We start from the raw sequence: 15,517 nt of genomic DNA, 5'->3' as shown, positions 1-15,517 counted from the left end.
ACGAGCCGGTCCCGGCTCAACCACCCACCCGCGCCTCCACGGGCCGGTCCCGGCTCAGCCACCCCGCCCCGGCTCAACCGCACGGTCCCGGCTCAGCCCGCCCCGGCTCAATCAGCCGGGTGACTCACCCGGCCGTCCAGCCGCCCGCGGCTGCGGCGACCCGGTCGGCCGGTTCGCCTGCCAGCAGATCCAGCAGCAGTCCGCGGATCCGCGCGAGTGCGCGGCGGGCCCGGATCTCCGCCTCGGCCACCGGAACCTCCGGCTGCGCCCGGACCAGCAGCGCAAGCCACTCCCGTGCGGACTCCCGCGCGAATCCTTCCCAGGGCCCCGGTTCGGCCCGCCAGGACAATGCGAACGCCTCGTAGGTCAGGCGGACCACCGGACGCTGGGCGGGTGCCGACAGCCAGTCCCACACCGCCGTCACGGCCGCCTCGAACCCGTCCACGACCTGCTCGGCCGCGGCCGACATCCGGGCCACCTGCCACCGCCGTGCGTGGGCCAGCACCGCGCGCAGCAGTTCTTCCCTGCTACCGAACAGGTACAGCAGCACCCGCGGACTGCTGCCCACCGCGGCGGCGAGCGGGCGCAGCGGGACCGCCAGACCGTGCTCCAGCATGTGCGCGTAACAGGCTTCGAGCAGTTCCGCGCGCCGCGCCGATTCACCGGACATCCGTCACCTCCGGACAGAGGATATGCTGACTGAAACGCTCGTTTCAGTGAGGTGGACCGGAATGGACGCGATCGGCGGATTCTCGCTCACCGGGCGGCGCGCCCTGGTCACCGGCTCGGTCCGGGGCCTCGGCTTCGCGATCGCCCGTGGCCTGGCCCTGGCCGGTGCGGACGTGCTGCTCAACGGGCGGAACCCGGACACGCTCGGCGAAGCGGCCGGTCGGCTGCGCGAGGAGGGCCTGGCCGTCTCCGCCGCCGCGTTCGACGTCACCGGTTCCGCGGCCGCGGACCACGTGGCGGCGCTGGGCGAACTGGACATCCTGGTCAACAACGTCGGCCACCGGGACCGGCGCGGTACCGAGGTGCTCGCGCCCGCCGAACTGGCGCGGCTGCTCGACGTGCACATCACCGCCGCGTACACACTCGCCCGGACCGTCGCGCCGGGGATGGCCCGGCGAGGACGGGGCCGGATCGTCAACATCTCGTCCGTGCTCGGCGGACTCGGCCACCGCGACGATGTCGCTTACGCCGCGGCGAAAGCCGGGCTCGACGGCCTCACCCGCGGCCTGGCCGCCGACCTCGGGCCCGCCGGGACCACCGTCAACAGCGTCGCAGCAGGCACGTTCGCCACCGACGTGAACCGGCACCTCGCGGAAGATCCACAGTGGACGGACTGGCTGCGGACCCGCACCGCACTCGGCCGATGGGGCCGGCCGGACGAGATCGCCGGCATCGTCGTGTTCCTGGCAAGCGCCGCGGCGTCCTTCGTGACCGGCCAGACGATCGCCGTCGACGGCGGGCTGACCGCCACGTTCTAGCGGTGTCCGCAAAGCCGGATGAGCAGCGTGGTCAGGTCGACCATCCCTCGGCAGGAGATCGCGGTCTTGTCGAACCGGGTGGCGATGGCACGGAACTGCTTGAACCGGTTGGCCTGCTGGTCACGGCGCTCCGGAATCGTCGCCGGGATGCGGCGTCGGCGCAGGTAGCAGCGGATGGCCGGCTGGAATAGCCCTTGTCTGCCGGGACCTGCACCTGCGTTGCCAGCGCGGACAGGGTGCCGGTGCGTGACCAGCGCCAGAACCGGTTGCAGACCGTCTTCCACGGCCCGTAGCGCTCCGGTAAGTCCCGCCACGCCACCCGGTCTTGGCCCTGAACAACATTCCGTTGATCACCCGACGGTCATCCACCCGCGGACGCCCCGTTCCCGATGCCGGCAGCAACGGCGCGATCACCTGCCACAGCTCATCGGTCAGCTCACGCCTGCGCACCACAACCGAGGACCAAAACAGAGCACCAGCAGCCACTTTGAAGACACGTTCCAGGAGCCGCAAGTCATCGGAGCCGGAGACCGCCGGCGGCGATCTGTGGCGGGGGCAAGTACGCCATGTCCACGATCACCGTCTCCGGTCGGTGGCGCTCAGTCCGCCGCAGCTACCGGACACCCCACCAACCACTGACCGGCCACGCCCTAGCTGTACTGACCTGTGAGGTTGGGGACGCGGGTGGCGGGTGGTTGGCCGCCGAGCGCCGCCGAGCGCGGTGTGGCCGCGGTGGTGATTGTAGGTGTGCAACCATCCCGGATAGGCGTCACGTCGCTCGCGTTCTGAGCGGTAAGGGCGTGCGTAGGCCCACTCCTCGAGCAAGGTGCGGTTGAACCGCTCGACCTTCCCGTTGGTCTGCGGCCGGTAAGGGCGCGTGCGCTTGTGGGCGATGTCCGCGTCGCACAGCGTGTCGCGCCAGAGGAAGGACTTGTAGCAGGACCCGTTGTCGGTCAGCACCCGCGCGACGGTGACCCCGGCGGCGGTGAAGAACGCGTGCGCTCGGGCCCAGAACGCGACCGCAGTTTCCTTGGTCTCATCGGGCAGGATCTCGCTGTAAGCCAGCCGGGAATGGTCATCCACGGCGTTGTGCAGATAGCTGGATCCGATCTTGGGTTTGCCGTGGCGGTAGCGAGCCGCGGTGGTGGCTTTCCTGTTCTGCAGGCCGGTGACGCGGTCGGTGACACGGTGGCCTCCGCCGTCGGGGATGGTGCCCAGCTTCTTGATATCGACATGCACCAGATCGCCGGGCGCGTCGTGCTCGTAGCGGCGGATCGGCACTGCGGTGGCCCGGTCGAGATGAGCCAGCCGGGAACACCGATAGCGCGTCAGGACCCGATGCACCGTGGACGGGCTCAGCCCCAGCAGATATCCGATGCGGGCCGGTCCCCACCGGCGGATCACCCGGACCTTGATGATCCGCCGCTCGAGTCGGGTGGGTGTCCGGTGCGGACAGGTCAGGGGCCGCGAGGAGCGGTCGGCCATACCGGCGGCGCCGTCGGCACGGCAGCGATCGGCCCAGCGTTTCGCGGTCGTGACCGCGACCTGGAACCGCTCCGCGGCGCGGCGCAGCGGCCATCGGTCATCCACGACACACCGGGCCAGACGGAGCCTGCCGGTCTCAGACAGCGAGGCATTACGGTGGGGCACGAGGGCCTCCTGGTAGCCGGTGCAGATGTCGCAATCCACACCGAACCCGCAGGCCCTCCCCTATTCCAAAATCATCCGATCACATGTCACCCCGTACCCAACCACCGTGGTCAGTACACCTAGCCCACCGCGCCATCCTTCGCCGGGCGGCGCATGGTGCGGTGCGGGATGCCGTCTTCCAGGAACTCCTCGCCCTCGGGCACGAACCCGAACCGCGCGTACAGGCCCTGGGCGTAGGTCTGCGCATCGAGGACGAACTCGCCGGTGGCGTCCGCCAGCGCGGCGGCCATCAACCGGGCGGCGAGGCCCCGGCCTCTGGCCGCGCGGGCGGTGACCACGCGGCCGATCCGGCGCAGGCCGCCGGGATCGGTCAGCACGCGCAGGTAGGCCAGCAGCTCGCCGTCCTCGCCGGTGAGCCACAGGTGCCGGGTGTCGGCAGGCAGGTCCCGGCCGTCGATGTCCGCGTAAACGCAGTCCTGCTCCACCACGAACACCTCGGAACGCAGGCGGAGGATCGCGTAGAGCTGGGCGGCGGTCAGCTCGGGACCGGCCGCATCGTGCAGAGTCGTCACGCGACCCTGCCTAACACACCTCAGCCGAACAGCCGGGACTGGGACTGCGCCTCGATGTCGTCGGAGAACGCGGCCACCCGGGTGTACACGCCCGGTTTGCCCGCCTTCGCGCAACCGTCGCCGAAGGACACAATGCCGATCAGCGTGTCGCCCGCCATCAGCGGACCACCGGAATCACCCTGGCAGGCGTCGGTGCCACCCTGCGGATAGCCGGCGCAGACCATGCTCGACGGGTCGTAGGAGTCGTAGGCGCTCTGGCACGTGGCATCGCTCACCAGCGGGACCTGCGCGCTGCGGAGCACGTCGGACCGATCGCCGCCCTCCGCCAACCGGCCCCAGCCGAGCACCGTCGCCTGCTCGCCCTCGGCGTAGAGCGACCGGTCGCCCGAGCCGGCGAGTTTCGCGGCCCGGTAGGGCAGCCTGCCGCGGACGGTCAGCACCGCGACGTCGTCGCCCTTGGTCGGATCGCTGAACCCGGGGGCGGTCCAGACTCGCGACACCGGGAGCACCACGCCGTCCGAACCGCGCTTGTCCTGCCGTCCGGCGACCACCCGCACGTCGGACTGGGACACCGCCTTCGCGCAGTGCGCGGCGGTGGCCACGGCCGACGAGCTGACGATCACCGCGCCGCAGAACTGGCTGCCGCTCTGGTCGGTCAGGTACACCGCGTACGGATGGTCGGACAGCGAGGCCTCACCGCCGCCGACGATCCGGGGCTGCGCGGCGGGCGATCCCGGATCCGCGGGACCGGCGGCCCACGCCGACCCGACCGGCACCGCCACCGCGGCGGCGAGCAGGGCCCCCACCGCGAGCAGGAGCGGACGGCGGAACTTGGCGGGCATCGGATTCCCCTTCGGCCGGCGGATACGTCACAGGAGCCCGGACGCGTCCGGGAGTCGGCCGACTCCGGCGCGTGAACACGGGACCGCGATTACCCTAAACGGAGCAGGCCCGAAACGGTGTCACTGGAACGGGTGGAGTCCGCGTTCACCGCCCGCGTTTGTTTAGCTGGTGCCATGCGACGGACAGCAGCCGCGGCAGCAGCCGCCCTGGCGGGCCTTCTGCCGGTCGCGTGCGGTGCGCCCGCGCCGGCCGCGGCTCCGCCGAGCCCGCTGCGGGCGCCTGCCGTCCCGTCGAGCCCGGCAGTTCCGGCAACCCGGACGAGCCCGGCACCGCCGCCGGTCACCTGGCAGGTGGGTGCCCATCCGCTGCCCCGCCGCGCGGACGGCTTCGGGGAGGTCGAGGCAACCCCACCCGAACTGGTGAACCGGTCGCTGCCCACCCGGGATCTGCTCCCGCCGCCGTCGGACAGCCGCTACACCGCGAAGATCTCCGCGGTGCCTGCCGACGTCCTCGCCCGCAGCACCTGGCAGCCCGCCTGCCCGGTCGCCGCGGCGGACCTGCGGTACGTCACGCTCTCCTTCTGGGGCTTCGACGGCCGCGCCCACACCGGCGAGCTGCTCGTCCGCCACGACGCCGCGCAGCCGGTGGCCGACGCGTTCGGCAAGTTGTTCGCACAGCGGTTCCCGGTCGAGGAGATGCGCGTGAGCAGCCCTGCCGAACTCGACGCCCCGCCCACCGGCGACGGCAACAACACCAGCGCGTTCGTCTGCCGTCCGGTGCGCGGCCAGACCAGCTGGTCCGCGCACGCGTACGGGCTGGCGGTGGACGTCAACCCGTTCTGCAATCCCTACACCAAGGGCGATCTCGTCCTGCCCGAGCTGGCTTCGTCCTACGTGGACCGTGCGCGGGTACGCCCTGGGATGATCGTCGCGGGCGGGCCGGTGGTGCGCGCGTTCGCCGGGGTCGGCTGGCACTGGGGCGGGACCGGGCGCTCGCCGACCGACCGGATGCACTTCAGCGCCACCGGCACCTGAGCCGGGAACACCGGGCCGGGTGCGCCGGTTGACCAGTCTGACAAGCCAGCAGCTCGAAAGGGACCACCGTGGCGCACTACGACCTGGTGATCGTCGGGACCGGATCGGGTAACTCGATCCTCGGCCCCGAATTCGCCGACCGGAAGACGGCCATCGTCGAAAAGGGCACGTTCGGCGGCACCTGCCTCAACGTGGGCTGCATCCCGACCAAGATGTTCGTCTACGCCGCGGACGTCGCGGCCACCCCCTCGGCCAGTTCGCGCTACGGCGTGGACGAACGGCTCGAGGGCGTGCGCTGGCCGGACATCCGGGACCGGATCTTCGGCCGGATCGACCCGATCGCCGAAGGCGGTGCGGAGTACCGGAAGAACCACGAGGACAACCGGAACGTCGACGTGTACCAGGGCGAGGGCCGGTTCGTCGGCACCAAGCAGCTGCGCGTTTCCTTCCCCGGCGGGCAGCCGGACGAGGTGCTCACCGCGGACCGGTTCGTGCTCGCCGCGGGCGGGCGCCCGGTGATCCCGGACGTGCCGGGGCTGGCCGAAACCGGCTACTACACCTCGGACACCGTGATGCGGCTGGAAGAACTGCCGAAGCGGATCGTGATCCTCGGCGGCGGCTACATCGCGGCCGAGTTCGCGCACGTGTTCGCGTCGTTCGGGGTGACGGTGACCGTGGTCAACCGCTCCGGCGCACTGCTTCGGCAGGAGGACGACGACGTCAGCGCGCGGTTCACCGAGCTGGCCTCACAGCGCTTCGACGTACGGCTGGAGCGCAAGACCCTCCGGGCGCGGCGGACCGGCGACGGTGTGGCGCTGGACCTGGAAGGCCCGCAGGGCGCCGAGACGGTGGCAGCCGATCTGATCCTCGTGGCCACCGGCCGCACGCCGAACTCCGACCTGCTCGACGTGGCCGCGACCGGCGTGGCCACCACCGAACGCGGACACGTGGTCGTGGACGACCACCAGGAGACCTCCGTCGCGGGCATCTACGCGCTCGGGGATCTGTCCTCGCCGCTGGAGCTCAAGCACGTCGCCAACCACGAGGCCCGCGTGGTGCAACACAACCTGCTGCACCCGGACGAACGGATCAAGGCCGACCACCGCTTCGTACCGCATGCGGTGTTCACCTCGCCGCAGGTCGCGTCGGTGGGCGTCACCGAGCGGGAGGCGGAAAGCCGCGGACTGTCCTATGTGGTCTCGAAGCAGGACTACGCAGGCATCGCCTACGGCTGGGCGATGGAGGACACCACCGGGTTCGCGAAACTGCTGGCCGATCCGTCGACCGGACAGCTGCTGGGGGCACACATCATCGGCCCGCAGGCCTCGACGGTGATCCAGCCGCTGATCCAGGCGATGAGCTTCGGCCTCGACGCGCGGGCGATGGCCCACGGCCAGTACTGGATCCACCCGGCAATGCCGGAACTGGTCGAGAACGCGCTGCTGAACCTGCCGCTGGACTGACCCGCGGCGAGCCGGGTGCCGCCGCGCTGACCCGCGGCGAGCCGGGTGCCGCCGCGCTCAGACGAAGCGGCGGCGTCCGGCCAGTGCACCGAAGACCATCTGCACCACCCAGATCACCAGCAGCACGATCAGCGAAAGCGCCCAGCCGCCGGTGGCGTCGTGCAGCAGCCCGAAGACGAACGGCCCGACCGCCGCGAGCAGGTAGCCGTAGCCCTGCGCCATCCCGGACAGGCGCGCGGTCTCCGCTCCGGTGCGGGCGCGCAGCGCGATCACCGTCAGCGCCAGGGAGAACACGCTCATCCCGATCCCGATCAGCACGCTCCACAGCAGCGGGGACCAGGTCGGCGCGACGAGCACCCCGACCATCCCGACGAACCCGCAGACACCCATGCCGACGATCCACGCGCTCTGGTTGCCCTGGCGCGCCGCAATCGGCGGGACCACCAGGCTGATCGGCACCGCGATCAGGGAGATCACGCCGAGCAGCAGACCGGACGCGCTCTTGCTCACCCCGGAGTCGATGAACACCTGCGGCAGCCAGCCCATCACCACGTAGGCGATGAACGACTGCAGACCGAAGAACACGGTGACGATCCAGGCGAGCGGGCTGCGCATCAGGGACCGTCCACCGGCAGTGCCCGCGGCCGGACGCGGCGGGCGCCCGGTGCCCCGTGCCGCAATCAGCCAGACGGCCAGTGCGACCGCGGCGAGCACCGCCCACGACCCGAGCGCGGGCCGCCAGCCGCCGAACGCCGTCTCGAACGGCGGGCTGAGCGAGGACCCGGCCGCGCCGCCACCCTGCAGCGCGGCGGTGTAGACGCCGGTCATCATGCCGACCCGGGCAGGGAAGGAATCCTTGATCACCACCGGGATCAGCACGTTGATCAGCGCGATCCCCGCGGTGGCCACGAGTGTGCCGCCGAGCACCACGTACGGCCCGTCGAGCACCCGAACGGCCAGCCCGACGGTCAGCACCCCCAGCGCGACCGCGATCGCCGCACCGATGCCGAACCGGCGCGACAGCAACGGTGCGGCGAGCCCGGCCCCGGCGAAGCACAGTCCGGGCAGCGTGGTGAGCGCACTCGCCCACAGCGCGGACGCGCCGAGGCTTTCCCGCATCTCGGCGAGCAGCGGACCGATGCTGGTGATGGCAGGCCGCAGATTCATCGCGGTGAGCACCACTGCGACCGCCAGCAGCACGCCGCCGGTGACCACCCCGGCCCTGGAACGGGAAGGCTCCGCTTCGACGCCGCCCTCCAGCTCGAGTTCGAGCCGCTCGGCGTAAGCGGACGGACGTGCGGAATCCCAGGAATCGACAGCCACGTGCGCTACTATGGCATACATAGGATGATTGGATGAGGGGATTAACCTGTGCCTTTGGCCACCACCCGTCGCGCGGGTCTCGTCGACCAGGTCATCGACCAGCTGCGCCAGGCGGTCCGGGACGAGGAGTGGCCGGTCGGGCACCGCATCCCGACCGAACCGGAACTCGTCACCCAGCTCGGAGTCGGGCGCAACACCGTACGGGAGGCGGTACGGGCACTGGCGCACACCGGCATCCTCGAGGTCCGCCAGGGCGACGGCACCTACGTCCGCGCGACGAGCGAAATGGGCGCTGCGATCCGCCGGCTGTGCGGTGCCGAACTGCGCGAGGTGCTGCAGGTGCGCCGCGTCCTGGAAGTGGCGGGTGCGCGGCTGGCCGCGACCACCCGCACCGACGAGGACCTGGCCGGCCTGCGCGAACTGCTCGACCGCCGCAACACCGAATGGCACGAAGGCCGCAGTGACGAATTCGTCCGCACCGACGCGGAATTCCACCTCGACATCGTCCGATGTGGACACAACGAGCTGCTGTTCGAGCTCTACCACGGCCTGATGGAAGCGATCACCGCGAGCGTGGCGTCCACTTCGGACCATCCGGAGCACGCAGAGCAGATCAAGCACGAGGGCCTGCTCGACGCCATCGCCGCCGGCGACGCCGACCGCGCAGCCACCGAGGCCGGCGGATTCCTGGACGAACTACTGACCCGAGTGGACTGACCCGGCAACCACGGAACGGCCTCCGAGCCCCGCAGCAACGCCGTTCCGGCAATTCGGGCACCGAGTCCAGACACCTCGGCACCACGATTCGGATGCTGCGGCAACGCCGTTCCGGCAACTCAGTCACCAAGCCCAGACACCTCGACACCACGATTCGAGTGCTGCAGCAACGCCGTCCCAGCAACTCAGTCACCAAGCCCAGACACCTCGACACCACGATTCGAGTGCTGCAGCAACGCCGTTCCGGCAACTCGGGCACCGAGTCCGGGCACTCGGCAACGCCGTTCGGGTGCCTTGGCAACGTGGGCCGGTCGGCAAGCCACCGTCCGCCGGCCGCGTCCGGGCCTCCGACTTTAACGTGAAAGACTCTCACGTCTCTTGCGATGTCTGCTCGCGGACGTCAGGCTTCGAACGTCATTCGCGGAGGAAGGGGCCGGTCGTGCGTCGTTCTGCGTTCGTCGTCGTGGGGGTGATCGCGGCGGTGCTCTTCGGGGCGGTGCCGGCCGGGGCGAGCGGGCAGCCGTCCTTCCGGAAATACGTCGCGCTCGGGGATTCCTACACCGCCGGGCCGCTGATCCCCTGGCAGCAGGCCAGCTGGTGCTTCCGCTCGAACAACAACTACCCGTCGTGGCTCGCCGCGCGGCTCGGGATCGCCTCCGGGAAGGGTGCGTTCACCGACGTCAGCTGCTCGTCCGCGGACACCACGAACATGACCCGGCCGCAGGTCACGCCGTCACCGGACATCCCGCTGTCCAGCCAGCCCGCGCAGTTCGACGCGCTCACCCTCGACACCGACCTGGTCACCATCGGGATCGGCGGCAACGACTACGGCGTGTTCGGCGACCTCATCGGCACCTGCCCCACGGTCCGTGACTCCGATCCCACCGGCGACCCCTGCCGCCGGCACTTCACCGTCGACGGCGTGGACACCATGGCCGCCGCGGTCGAGCACACCGGGGAAAACGTGCGCGCCGTCGTGCGCGGGGCCAGGGAACGCTCGCCCGGCGCGACGATCGTGCTCGTCGGCTATCCGAGGCTGGTGCCCTCCACCGGCTACTGTCCCGACGTGCTCCCCCTCGCCGACGGCGACTACCGCTGGGCCGACCACGTCGAACAGCAGCTCAACGCCGCGATCGCCGGAGCCGCGAACGCCGAGGGCGCCCGTTTCGTGGACACCTACGGACCCAGCCTCGGTCACGACGCCTGCGCCGGCGACGCGGCATGGGTCAACGGGCAGAGCACGAACCTGTTCGCCGCGGTCGCCTACCACCCGTACCGCGCCGGGATGGCGGCCGAGGCCGCACTCATCGCGCAATCCCTCGGCGTGCACAGCGACACCGGCGCGCCACCGGCACACGACCCGGCGAGCGCGGACCAGCTCGACCGGATGGCCCGCACCGCAGGGCTGACCCGCTAGGGCAGCGTGAGGACCTCCGCGCCGTCGGCCGTGACCACGAGGGTGTGCTCGAACTGGGCCGTCCAGCTCTTGTCCTTGGTGGTGACCGTCCAGTCGTCGGACCAGACGTCGTAGTCGATGGAGCCGAGCGTGATCATCGGTTCGATGGTGAAGGTCATGCCTTCCTCGATCACGGTGTGCACCGAGGGCTCCTCGTAGTGCAGCACGGTCGGCGCGGTGTGGAACGCCAGGCCGACGCCGTGGCCGGTGAAATCGCGCACCACTCCGTATCCGAACCGCTTGGCGTACACCTCGATCACCCGCCCGATCACGTTGAGCTGACGGCCGGGGCGCACCGCCTTGATCGCACGCGCCGTCGCCTCGCGGGTGCGCTCGACGAGCAGCCGCACCTCCTCGGACACGTCGCCGGCGAGGAAGGTCGCGTTGGTGTCGCCGTGCACGCCACCGAGGTAGGCGGTGACGTCGATGTTGCAGATGTCGCCGTCCTCGATCACGGTCGAATCCGGGATGCCGTGGCAGATCACCTCGTTCAGCGAGGTGCAGCACGACTTCGGGAACCCGCGGTAGCCGAGCGTGGACGGGTAGGCGTGGTGATCGAGCAGGAACTCGTGCACCACCTTGTCGATGTCGTCGGTGGTCGCGCCCGGTTTGACGGCCTTGCCGCCCTCCTCCAGTGCCTGCGCGGCGACCTTCGACGCCGTGCGCATCGCCTCGATCACCTCGGGCGTGCGTACCCCGTTGCCGGTGTCCCGTTTCGGTGCCGGCCGGTCTACGTACTCGGGGCGGACGATGTCGGCGGGGACAGTACGGCGCGGCGTCTGGACGCCGGGCCTCAACGGGGCGCGATCGGGCATGTCCTCCACCCTACGACGTCTCGGCCGACCTGGGCGAACCCGCTCAGAACAACACCGTCGCGTACTGGCCGACCTGCCGGAACCCGATCTTGCGGTAGGCCGACAGCGCCGGTGCGTTGAACGCGTTCACGTACAGGCTCGCGGTGCGGCCCAGCCCGTGCACCAGCTGGTGCACCACCGCTGCGGTACCGGCGGTGCCGAGGCCGCTGCCCCGGCGGTCCGGGTGCACCCACACTCCCTGGATCTGCCCCACGCCCGCGGACATCGCCCCGATCTCCGCCTTGAACACGACCTCGCCGTCCTCGAACCGGGCGAACGCACGGCCGGCGGAGATCAGCTCGCTGACCCGCGCCCGGTAGCTGGCCCCGCCGTCGCCTGCCCGCGGATCGACCCCGACCTCCTCGACGAACATCGAGACGGCCGCGGGCAGGTAGCGGTCCAGCTCGCTCTGGCGCACCGCACGCACGTGCGGATCGGCGGCCACGAACGGGCTGCCGTCCAGCGCCATCAACGGCTGGTCCTCGCGGACCTCGCGGGCCGGTCCCCATTCGCCCTCGAGCTCGTCCCACAGGCCGAGCACCTGTTCGGCAGGGCCGACCAGCGAGGAACAGGTGCGCTGGCGCCGCAACGCCCGATCGGCGAACGACCGCAACGCCGGTGCGGCGCCCCGCAACGGGATCAGGTTGGGGCCGGCGAAACACAGCCCGGACAATCTGCCGTACCGGGCCGGGCGGCTGTCCGCGGCCCACAGTTCGCCGCCGAGGCGCCACGGATCCAGGCCCGCGGCCTCCACCCGCGCGCTGACCATGCAGCTGCCGACCGGGTCGGCGGCCAGCGCAGCACGCACTGCCGGGTAGTCCCGATCATCGAGCAGCCGGGCACCGGCAAGCCGCAACACAGGGTCAAGAGTGCCAGAAGAAGCCGGTGAACGGAACGCAAGCCCGCCGACACGAGCAGATGAACGCCGCCGCCCGGCACAATCGGGACATGCAGCGCTATACCTATCAGGTCGTGGAACTCCGCGAAAAGATGATCGGCGGCAAAATGTCCGGCGGAAAACTCGAGAACCTGCTCAACGATCAGGCCGCCGACGGCTGGCAGCTGAAGGCGATCACCTCGGCGGAGGTGAAGGGCCGCGTGGGCCCCGGCGGTGTCGACGGGCTCTTGGTGACCTTCGAACGGCCGGTCCAGTAACCCGCCGCGCGTGCCCGCACCGGGCTGCCCGGCACGGACCGCGGTCAGGCGCCGCGGTACGTGCCGACGGTCCAGGAATTGCCCTCCGGATCACGGAGGCTGAACGTGTGCGAGCCGTAATCGGTGTCGTGCAGGTCCAGGGTGATCTCGGCGCCCGCGGCACGGGCTCGCGCGTGGATCTCGTCGACGTGGTCGGACACGACGTAGACCGCACCGGTACCCGGCTTCATCGCGTCGTGCACACCGTCGGAGTGCCCGCTGGTGCTGCCGAGCATCACGTTGCCGCCCTCGGGCCGGTGCAGTTCGGCGTGCGCGATTTCGCGGTCCGCCGAGCCGGGCACCACCAGCGTCTCCTCGAACCCGAGAACGTCGGTCAGGAATCGGATCGCCGCCGGGGCGTCGTCGTAACGCAGGGCGGGCCATACCGTCGGTTGTGGAGTCATGGCAGCGAGTCTGGTCGACCACCTGCCCGCTCGTCTTGGAGAAACGGGAACGCCCGCGCCGATTCGAGGTGCCCGGACAGGTCCGTGGGCTCAGCCGGGTTGCTCGTCGAGCTGATAGCCGAGTGCGGGCAGTTCCTCGGCCATCCAGGTGCGTGGTGAACACCCGGCCAGCGCACGCCATTCGTTGGACAGGTGCGCCTGGTCGTAATAGCCGGACTCGAGCGCGACGCCGGCCAGGTCACGGCGGCCTGCACGCAGCAGCCGTCCGGCCTGTTCGAACCGCAGTACCCTGGCCGCCTGCTTCGGCGGAAGGCCCAGTTCGGCGCGGAACCGCTCACCGAGGTGCCGTCGGCTCCAGCCGACCTCGTCCGCGAGTTCGCTCACCCGCACCAGTCCGGCGTTGTCGCGCAGCCGATGCCAGGCCCGGCCCAGCTCCGCGGGTGGTACGAACGGCTCGGCCGCCCGCGCGGCGAGCACGTCGTCGAGGATCGCGAAGCGGGCCGCCCAGTCCGGCGCCTCGGACAGCCGTTCCGGCAGTCGCGCGAGGTCGCCGCCGAACTCGGCGAGATCGTTCACCCGGCCGCTCAGCTCCGCAGCGGTCACGCCCAGCAGCGTGCGCACGCCGAGCGGGTCGAGTTCCAGGTGCAGGCCGCACTGCACCCGGCTCTGCGTGATCAGGGCCGGCGCTGTGTGCAGACCGCCGACCAGCGCCTGCCGCGCGCCCTCCCCCGGCAGCCCGGCGCACCGGACCGGCTCGGCAAGGCTGATGATCAGCGTGACGTGCCGGGAAGGCAGGCCACGGTGCACCGCCAGGGTCACGTTGTCCTGCGCGTAGCCGACGTAGCGATCCACAAGCGGCCGCAGCACCGGATGCGGCCGCCGGACCGCCCAGCTGTGACCCATCTGACCAGGTTAACCCCGTCCGTTTCTGCTACCACGGGAGAGCGGTCCCCACGACAGGAGAAGCGGATGACGATCCAGGAGCAGGCACACCAGCTGGAACTGCTCGCCGACCAGGTCCCCACCGGCATCGCACTGGCCACGAAGGGCGAGCTGGAAGACCTGCAGGCACAGGTGCTCGGGCTGCTCGGCCAGACCTCCACCGCGACCGCGGTGCAGGGCGCCATCCAGCTCGCCGGCCGGCAGATCGACGAGGTCGCCGCCTCACTGGAGAACGTGCGGGTGCAGATCCAGGACGCCGCCCGGCATCATCTGCAGGGCTGATCGGAGCGGCTCCCGGGACCGAGGGGTTCCGGGAGCATCCGGTAGCTCAGCCGACGGTGACGCTCGGGTTGCCCTCGCCGATGCCCTCGCCGGATTCCTCGGCGATGCGCATGGCCTCCTCGATCAGCGTCTCCACGATCGCGTGTTCCGGCACGGTCTTGATGACCTCGCCCTTGACGAAGATCTGGCCCTTGCCGTTGCCGGAGGCGACCCCGAGATCGGCCTCACGGGCCTCGCCCGGCCCGTTCACCACGCATCCCATCACCGCGACGCGCAGCGGCACCTCCATCCCCTCCAGACCGGCGGTGACCTGGTCGGCAAGGGTGTAGACGTCGACCTGTGCGCGTCCGCACGAGGGGCACGACACGATCTCCAGCTTCCGCGGCCGCAGGTTCAGCGACTGCAGGATCTGCGTGCCGACCTTGACCTCCTCGACCGGCGGGGCGGACAGCGACACCCGGATCGTGTCGCCGATGCCCTGGCGCAGCAGCGCACCGAAGGCGACCGCGGACTTGATCGTGCCCTGGAACGCCGGCCCGGCCTCGGTCACGCCGAGGTGCAGCGGGTAGTCGCTCTGCTCGGCAAGCAGCTCGTAGGCCCGCACCATCACGACCGGATCGTTGTGCTTGACCGAGATCTTGATGTCGTGGAAGTCGTGCTCGGCGAACAGCGACGCCTCCCACATCGCCGATTCGGCGAGCGCCTCCGGGGTGGCCTTGCCGTACTTCTCCAGCAGCCGCTTGTCCAGTGAGCCCGCGTTGACCCCGATCCGGATCGGCGTGCCGTGGTCCTTCGCGGCCTGCGCGATCTCCTTGACCTGGTCGTCGAACTTCCGGATGTTGCCGGGGTTCACCCGCACCGCGGCACAGCCCGCCTCGATCGCGGCGAACACGTACTTGGGCTGGAAGTGGATGTCCGCGATCACCGGGATCTTGGACTTGCCCGCGATCGCGGGCAGCGCCTCCGCGTCGTCGGCCGAGGGGCATGCGACGCGCACGATGTCGCAGCCGGCCGCGGTCAGTTCGGCGATCTGCTGGAGGGTCGCGTTGACGTCGGAGGTCAGTGTGGTGGTCATCGACTGGACGGAGATCGGGTGCTCGCTCCCGACCCCGACCGAACCCACCATCAGCTGGCGGGTCTTGCGGCGCTCGGCGAGAACGGGGGGCGGCAAAGCTGGCATACCTAGCGCGACGGTCACGCCATCCAGACTACTCACCCCACCCGCCCCCGGTTCAACGAAGTCGACCGTCGCGGTGAGCCGGATTACCCCCGGTCGGGAGCCCGCGGGACCGGGGG

17 protein-coding genes and 2 pseudogenes are annotated in these 15,517 nt (G+C 70.7%); 7 read left to right on the top strand and 12 right to left on the bottom strand.

From position 1 onward, the window contains the following. Positions 1-124: 124 nt before the first annotated feature. Entirely contained in the window at positions 125-670 is a 546-nt protein-coding gene (locus ABD793_RS36020; RefSeq protein ID WP_344867873.1) for a TetR/AcrR family transcriptional regulator, read from the bottom strand. A gap of 61 nt (positions 671-731) precedes the next feature. On the opposite strand from ABD793_RS36020, the gene ABD793_RS36015 reads away from it, so the two are divergent. Continuing rightward, positions 732-1,487 carry an SDR family oxidoreductase gene (locus ABD793_RS36015; protein ID WP_344867871.1) on the top strand — a complete coding sequence of 252 codons (756 nt, stop codon included), beginning with the start codon at positions 732-734 and terminating at the stop codon, positions 1,485-1,487. Here ABD793_RS36015 and ABD793_RS36010 read toward each other — a convergent pair. The 5 genes and pseudogenes from ABD793_RS36010 to ABD793_RS35990 all read right to left on the bottom strand — a co-directional run bounded on the left by ABD793_RS36010 (position 1,484) and on the right by ABD793_RS35990 (position 4,551). Continuing rightward, the gene (locus ABD793_RS36010; protein WP_344867944.1) at positions 1,484-1,771 is read right to left on the bottom strand and encodes a hypothetical protein; all 288 of its coding nucleotides are present in this window, start codon (positions 1,769-1,771) and stop codon (positions 1,484-1,486) included. The genes ABD793_RS36015 and ABD793_RS36010 overlap by 4 nt on opposite strands. Then, positions 1,726-1,940 (bottom strand): annotated as a pseudogene (locus ABD793_RS36005) (transposase); the annotation flags it as partial. The pseudogene ABD793_RS36005 and the gene ABD793_RS36010, both read right to left, overlap by 46 nt. Positions 1,941-2,137: 197 nt before the next feature. Further along, a pseudogene (locus ABD793_RS36000) lies at positions 2,138-3,137 on the bottom strand (IS481 family transposase). 119 nt (positions 3,138-3,256) lie between these two features. Then, a complete protein-coding gene (locus ABD793_RS35995) occupies positions 3,257-3,709 on the bottom strand; it encodes a GNAT family N-acetyltransferase (protein WP_344867870.1) in 453 nt (150 codons plus the stop codon). Positions 3,710-3,729: 20 nt separating this feature from the next. Beyond that, positions 3,730-4,551, bottom strand: coding sequence for a S1 family peptidase (locus tag ABD793_RS35990; RefSeq protein ID WP_344867869.1), 822 nt, complete (start codon positions 4,549-4,551; stop codon positions 3,730-3,732). Between the two features lie 174 nt (positions 4,552-4,725). Here ABD793_RS35990 and ABD793_RS35985 point away from each other — a divergent pair, with 174 nt between their 5' ends. Both ABD793_RS35985 and ABD793_RS35980 read left to right on the top strand, forming a co-directional pair. Further along, on the top strand, positions 4,726-5,586 hold the full coding sequence (locus ABD793_RS35985) for a M15 family metallopeptidase (RefSeq protein WP_344867868.1): 861 nt from the start codon (positions 4,726-4,728) through the stop codon (positions 5,584-5,586). Positions 5,587-5,654: 68 nt separating this feature from the next. Next, positions 5,655-7,049, top strand: coding sequence for a mycothione reductase (locus ABD793_RS35980; RefSeq protein WP_344867866.1), 1,395 nt, complete (start codon positions 5,655-5,657; stop codon positions 7,047-7,049). Positions 7,050-7,106: 57 nt separating this feature from the next. Here the strand turns inward: ABD793_RS35980 and ABD793_RS35975 are convergent, their stop codons facing one another. Next, positions 7,107-8,393 (bottom strand): CynX/NimT family MFS transporter, encoded by a 1,287-nt coding sequence (locus tag ABD793_RS35975; RefSeq protein WP_425548830.1) that lies wholly within the window; start codon positions 8,391-8,393, stop codon positions 7,107-7,109. A 27-nt stretch (positions 8,394-8,420) separates the two neighbouring features. Between ABD793_RS35975 and ABD793_RS35970 the strand changes: the two genes are divergently transcribed. Next, positions 8,421-9,089 carry a FadR/GntR family transcriptional regulator gene (locus ABD793_RS35970; RefSeq protein WP_344867865.1) on the top strand — a complete coding sequence of 223 codons (669 nt, stop codon included), beginning with the start codon at positions 8,421-8,423 and terminating at the stop codon, positions 9,087-9,089. Between the two features lie 439 nt (positions 9,090-9,528). Further along, positions 9,529-10,506: an SGNH/GDSL hydrolase family protein gene (locus tag ABD793_RS35965; protein ID WP_344867864.1), complete on the top strand. Its 978-nt coding sequence runs from the start codon at positions 9,529-9,531 to the stop codon at positions 10,504-10,506. Here ABD793_RS35965 and map read toward each other — a convergent pair. Further along, positions 10,503-11,360: a type I methionyl aminopeptidase gene (gene map, locus ABD793_RS35960; protein WP_344867863.1), complete on the bottom strand. Its 858-nt coding sequence runs from the start codon at positions 11,358-11,360 to the stop codon at positions 10,503-10,505. The genes ABD793_RS35965 and map overlap by 4 nt on opposite strands. Before the next feature lie 43 nt (positions 11,361-11,403). Continuing rightward, positions 11,404-12,258 (bottom strand): GNAT family N-acetyltransferase, encoded by an 855-nt coding sequence (locus tag ABD793_RS35955; RefSeq protein WP_344867862.1) that lies wholly within the window; start codon positions 12,256-12,258, stop codon positions 11,404-11,406. Positions 12,259-12,284: 26 nt separating this feature from the next. Between ABD793_RS35955 and ABD793_RS35950 the strand changes: the two genes are divergently transcribed. Then, positions 12,285-12,554: a DUF4177 domain-containing protein gene (locus tag ABD793_RS35950; protein ID WP_344867861.1), complete on the top strand. Its 270-nt coding sequence runs from the start codon at positions 12,285-12,287 to the stop codon at positions 12,552-12,554. Between the two features lie 44 nt (positions 12,555-12,598). Here ABD793_RS35950 and ABD793_RS35945 read toward each other — a convergent pair whose 3' ends face one another. Further along, positions 12,599-12,997, bottom strand: a complete 399-nt coding sequence (locus tag ABD793_RS35945; RefSeq protein ID WP_344867860.1) for a VOC family protein — start codon at positions 12,995-12,997, stop codon at positions 12,599-12,601. A 90-nt stretch (positions 12,998-13,087) separates the two neighbouring features. Beyond that, the gene (locus ABD793_RS35940; RefSeq protein WP_344867859.1) at positions 13,088-13,900 is read right to left on the bottom strand and encodes a helix-turn-helix domain-containing protein; all 813 of its coding nucleotides are present in this window, start codon (positions 13,898-13,900) and stop codon (positions 13,088-13,090) included. Between the two features lie 66 nt (positions 13,901-13,966). On the opposite strand from ABD793_RS35940, the gene ABD793_RS35935 reads away from it, so the two are divergent. Continuing rightward, on the top strand, positions 13,967-14,221 hold the full coding sequence (locus ABD793_RS35935) for a hypothetical protein (protein WP_344867858.1): 255 nt from the start codon (positions 13,967-13,969) through the stop codon (positions 14,219-14,221). A gap of 46 nt (positions 14,222-14,267) precedes the next feature. Here the strand turns inward: ABD793_RS35935 and ispG are convergent, their stop codons facing one another. Further along, positions 14,268-15,419, bottom strand: coding sequence for a flavodoxin-dependent (E)-4-hydroxy-3-methylbut-2-enyl-diphosphate synthase (gene ispG, locus ABD793_RS35930; RefSeq protein ID WP_344867857.1), 1,152 nt, complete (start codon positions 15,417-15,419; stop codon positions 14,268-14,270). Between the last annotated feature and the right edge of the window lie 98 nt (positions 15,420-15,517).

Origin of the sequence: Amycolatopsis ultiminotia, assembly GCF_039536925.1 — a bacterium.
Taxonomy (GTDB): Bacteria; Actinomycetota; Actinomycetes; order Mycobacteriales; family Pseudonocardiaceae; genus Amycolatopsis; species Amycolatopsis ultiminotia.
The sequence above is the reverse complement of the archived record's forward strand: the minus strand, read 5'-3'. Positions and strand labels throughout refer to the sequence as shown.

Bases quoted from the DNA above. Each gene is read 5' to 3' on its own strand.
- ABD793_RS36020 (WP_344867873.1), bottom strand. From the start codon at position 670: ATGTCCGGTGAATCGGCGCGGCGCGCGGAACTGCTCGAAGCCTGTTAC.
- ABD793_RS36015 (WP_344867871.1), top strand. From the start codon at position 732: ATGGACGCGATCGGCGGATTCTCGCTCACCGGGCGGCGCGCCCTGGTC.
- ABD793_RS35990 (WP_344867869.1), bottom strand. From the start codon at position 4,551: ATGCCCGCCAAGTTCCGCCGTCCGCTCCTGCTCGCGGTGGGGGCCCTG.
- ABD793_RS35985 (WP_344867868.1), top strand. From the start codon at position 4,726: ATGCGACGGACAGCAGCCGCGGCAGCAGCCGCCCTGGCGGGCCTTCTG.
- ABD793_RS35975 (WP_425548830.1), bottom strand. From the start codon at position 8,393: ATGTATGCCATAGTAGCGCACGTGGCTGTCGATTCCTGGGATTCCGCA.
- map (WP_344867863.1), bottom strand. From the start codon at position 11,360: ATGCCCGATCGCGCCCCGTTGAGGCCCGGCGTCCAGACGCCGCGCCGT.
- ABD793_RS35945 (WP_344867860.1), bottom strand. From the start codon at position 12,997: ATGACTCCACAACCGACGGTATGGCCCGCCCTGCGTTACGACGACGCC.
- ABD793_RS35940 (WP_344867859.1), bottom strand. From the start codon at position 13,900: ATGGGTCACAGCTGGGCGGTCCGGCGGCCGCATCCGGTGCTGCGGCCG.
- ABD793_RS35935 (WP_344867858.1), top strand. From the start codon at position 13,967: ATGACGATCCAGGAGCAGGCACACCAGCTGGAACTGCTCGCCGACCAG.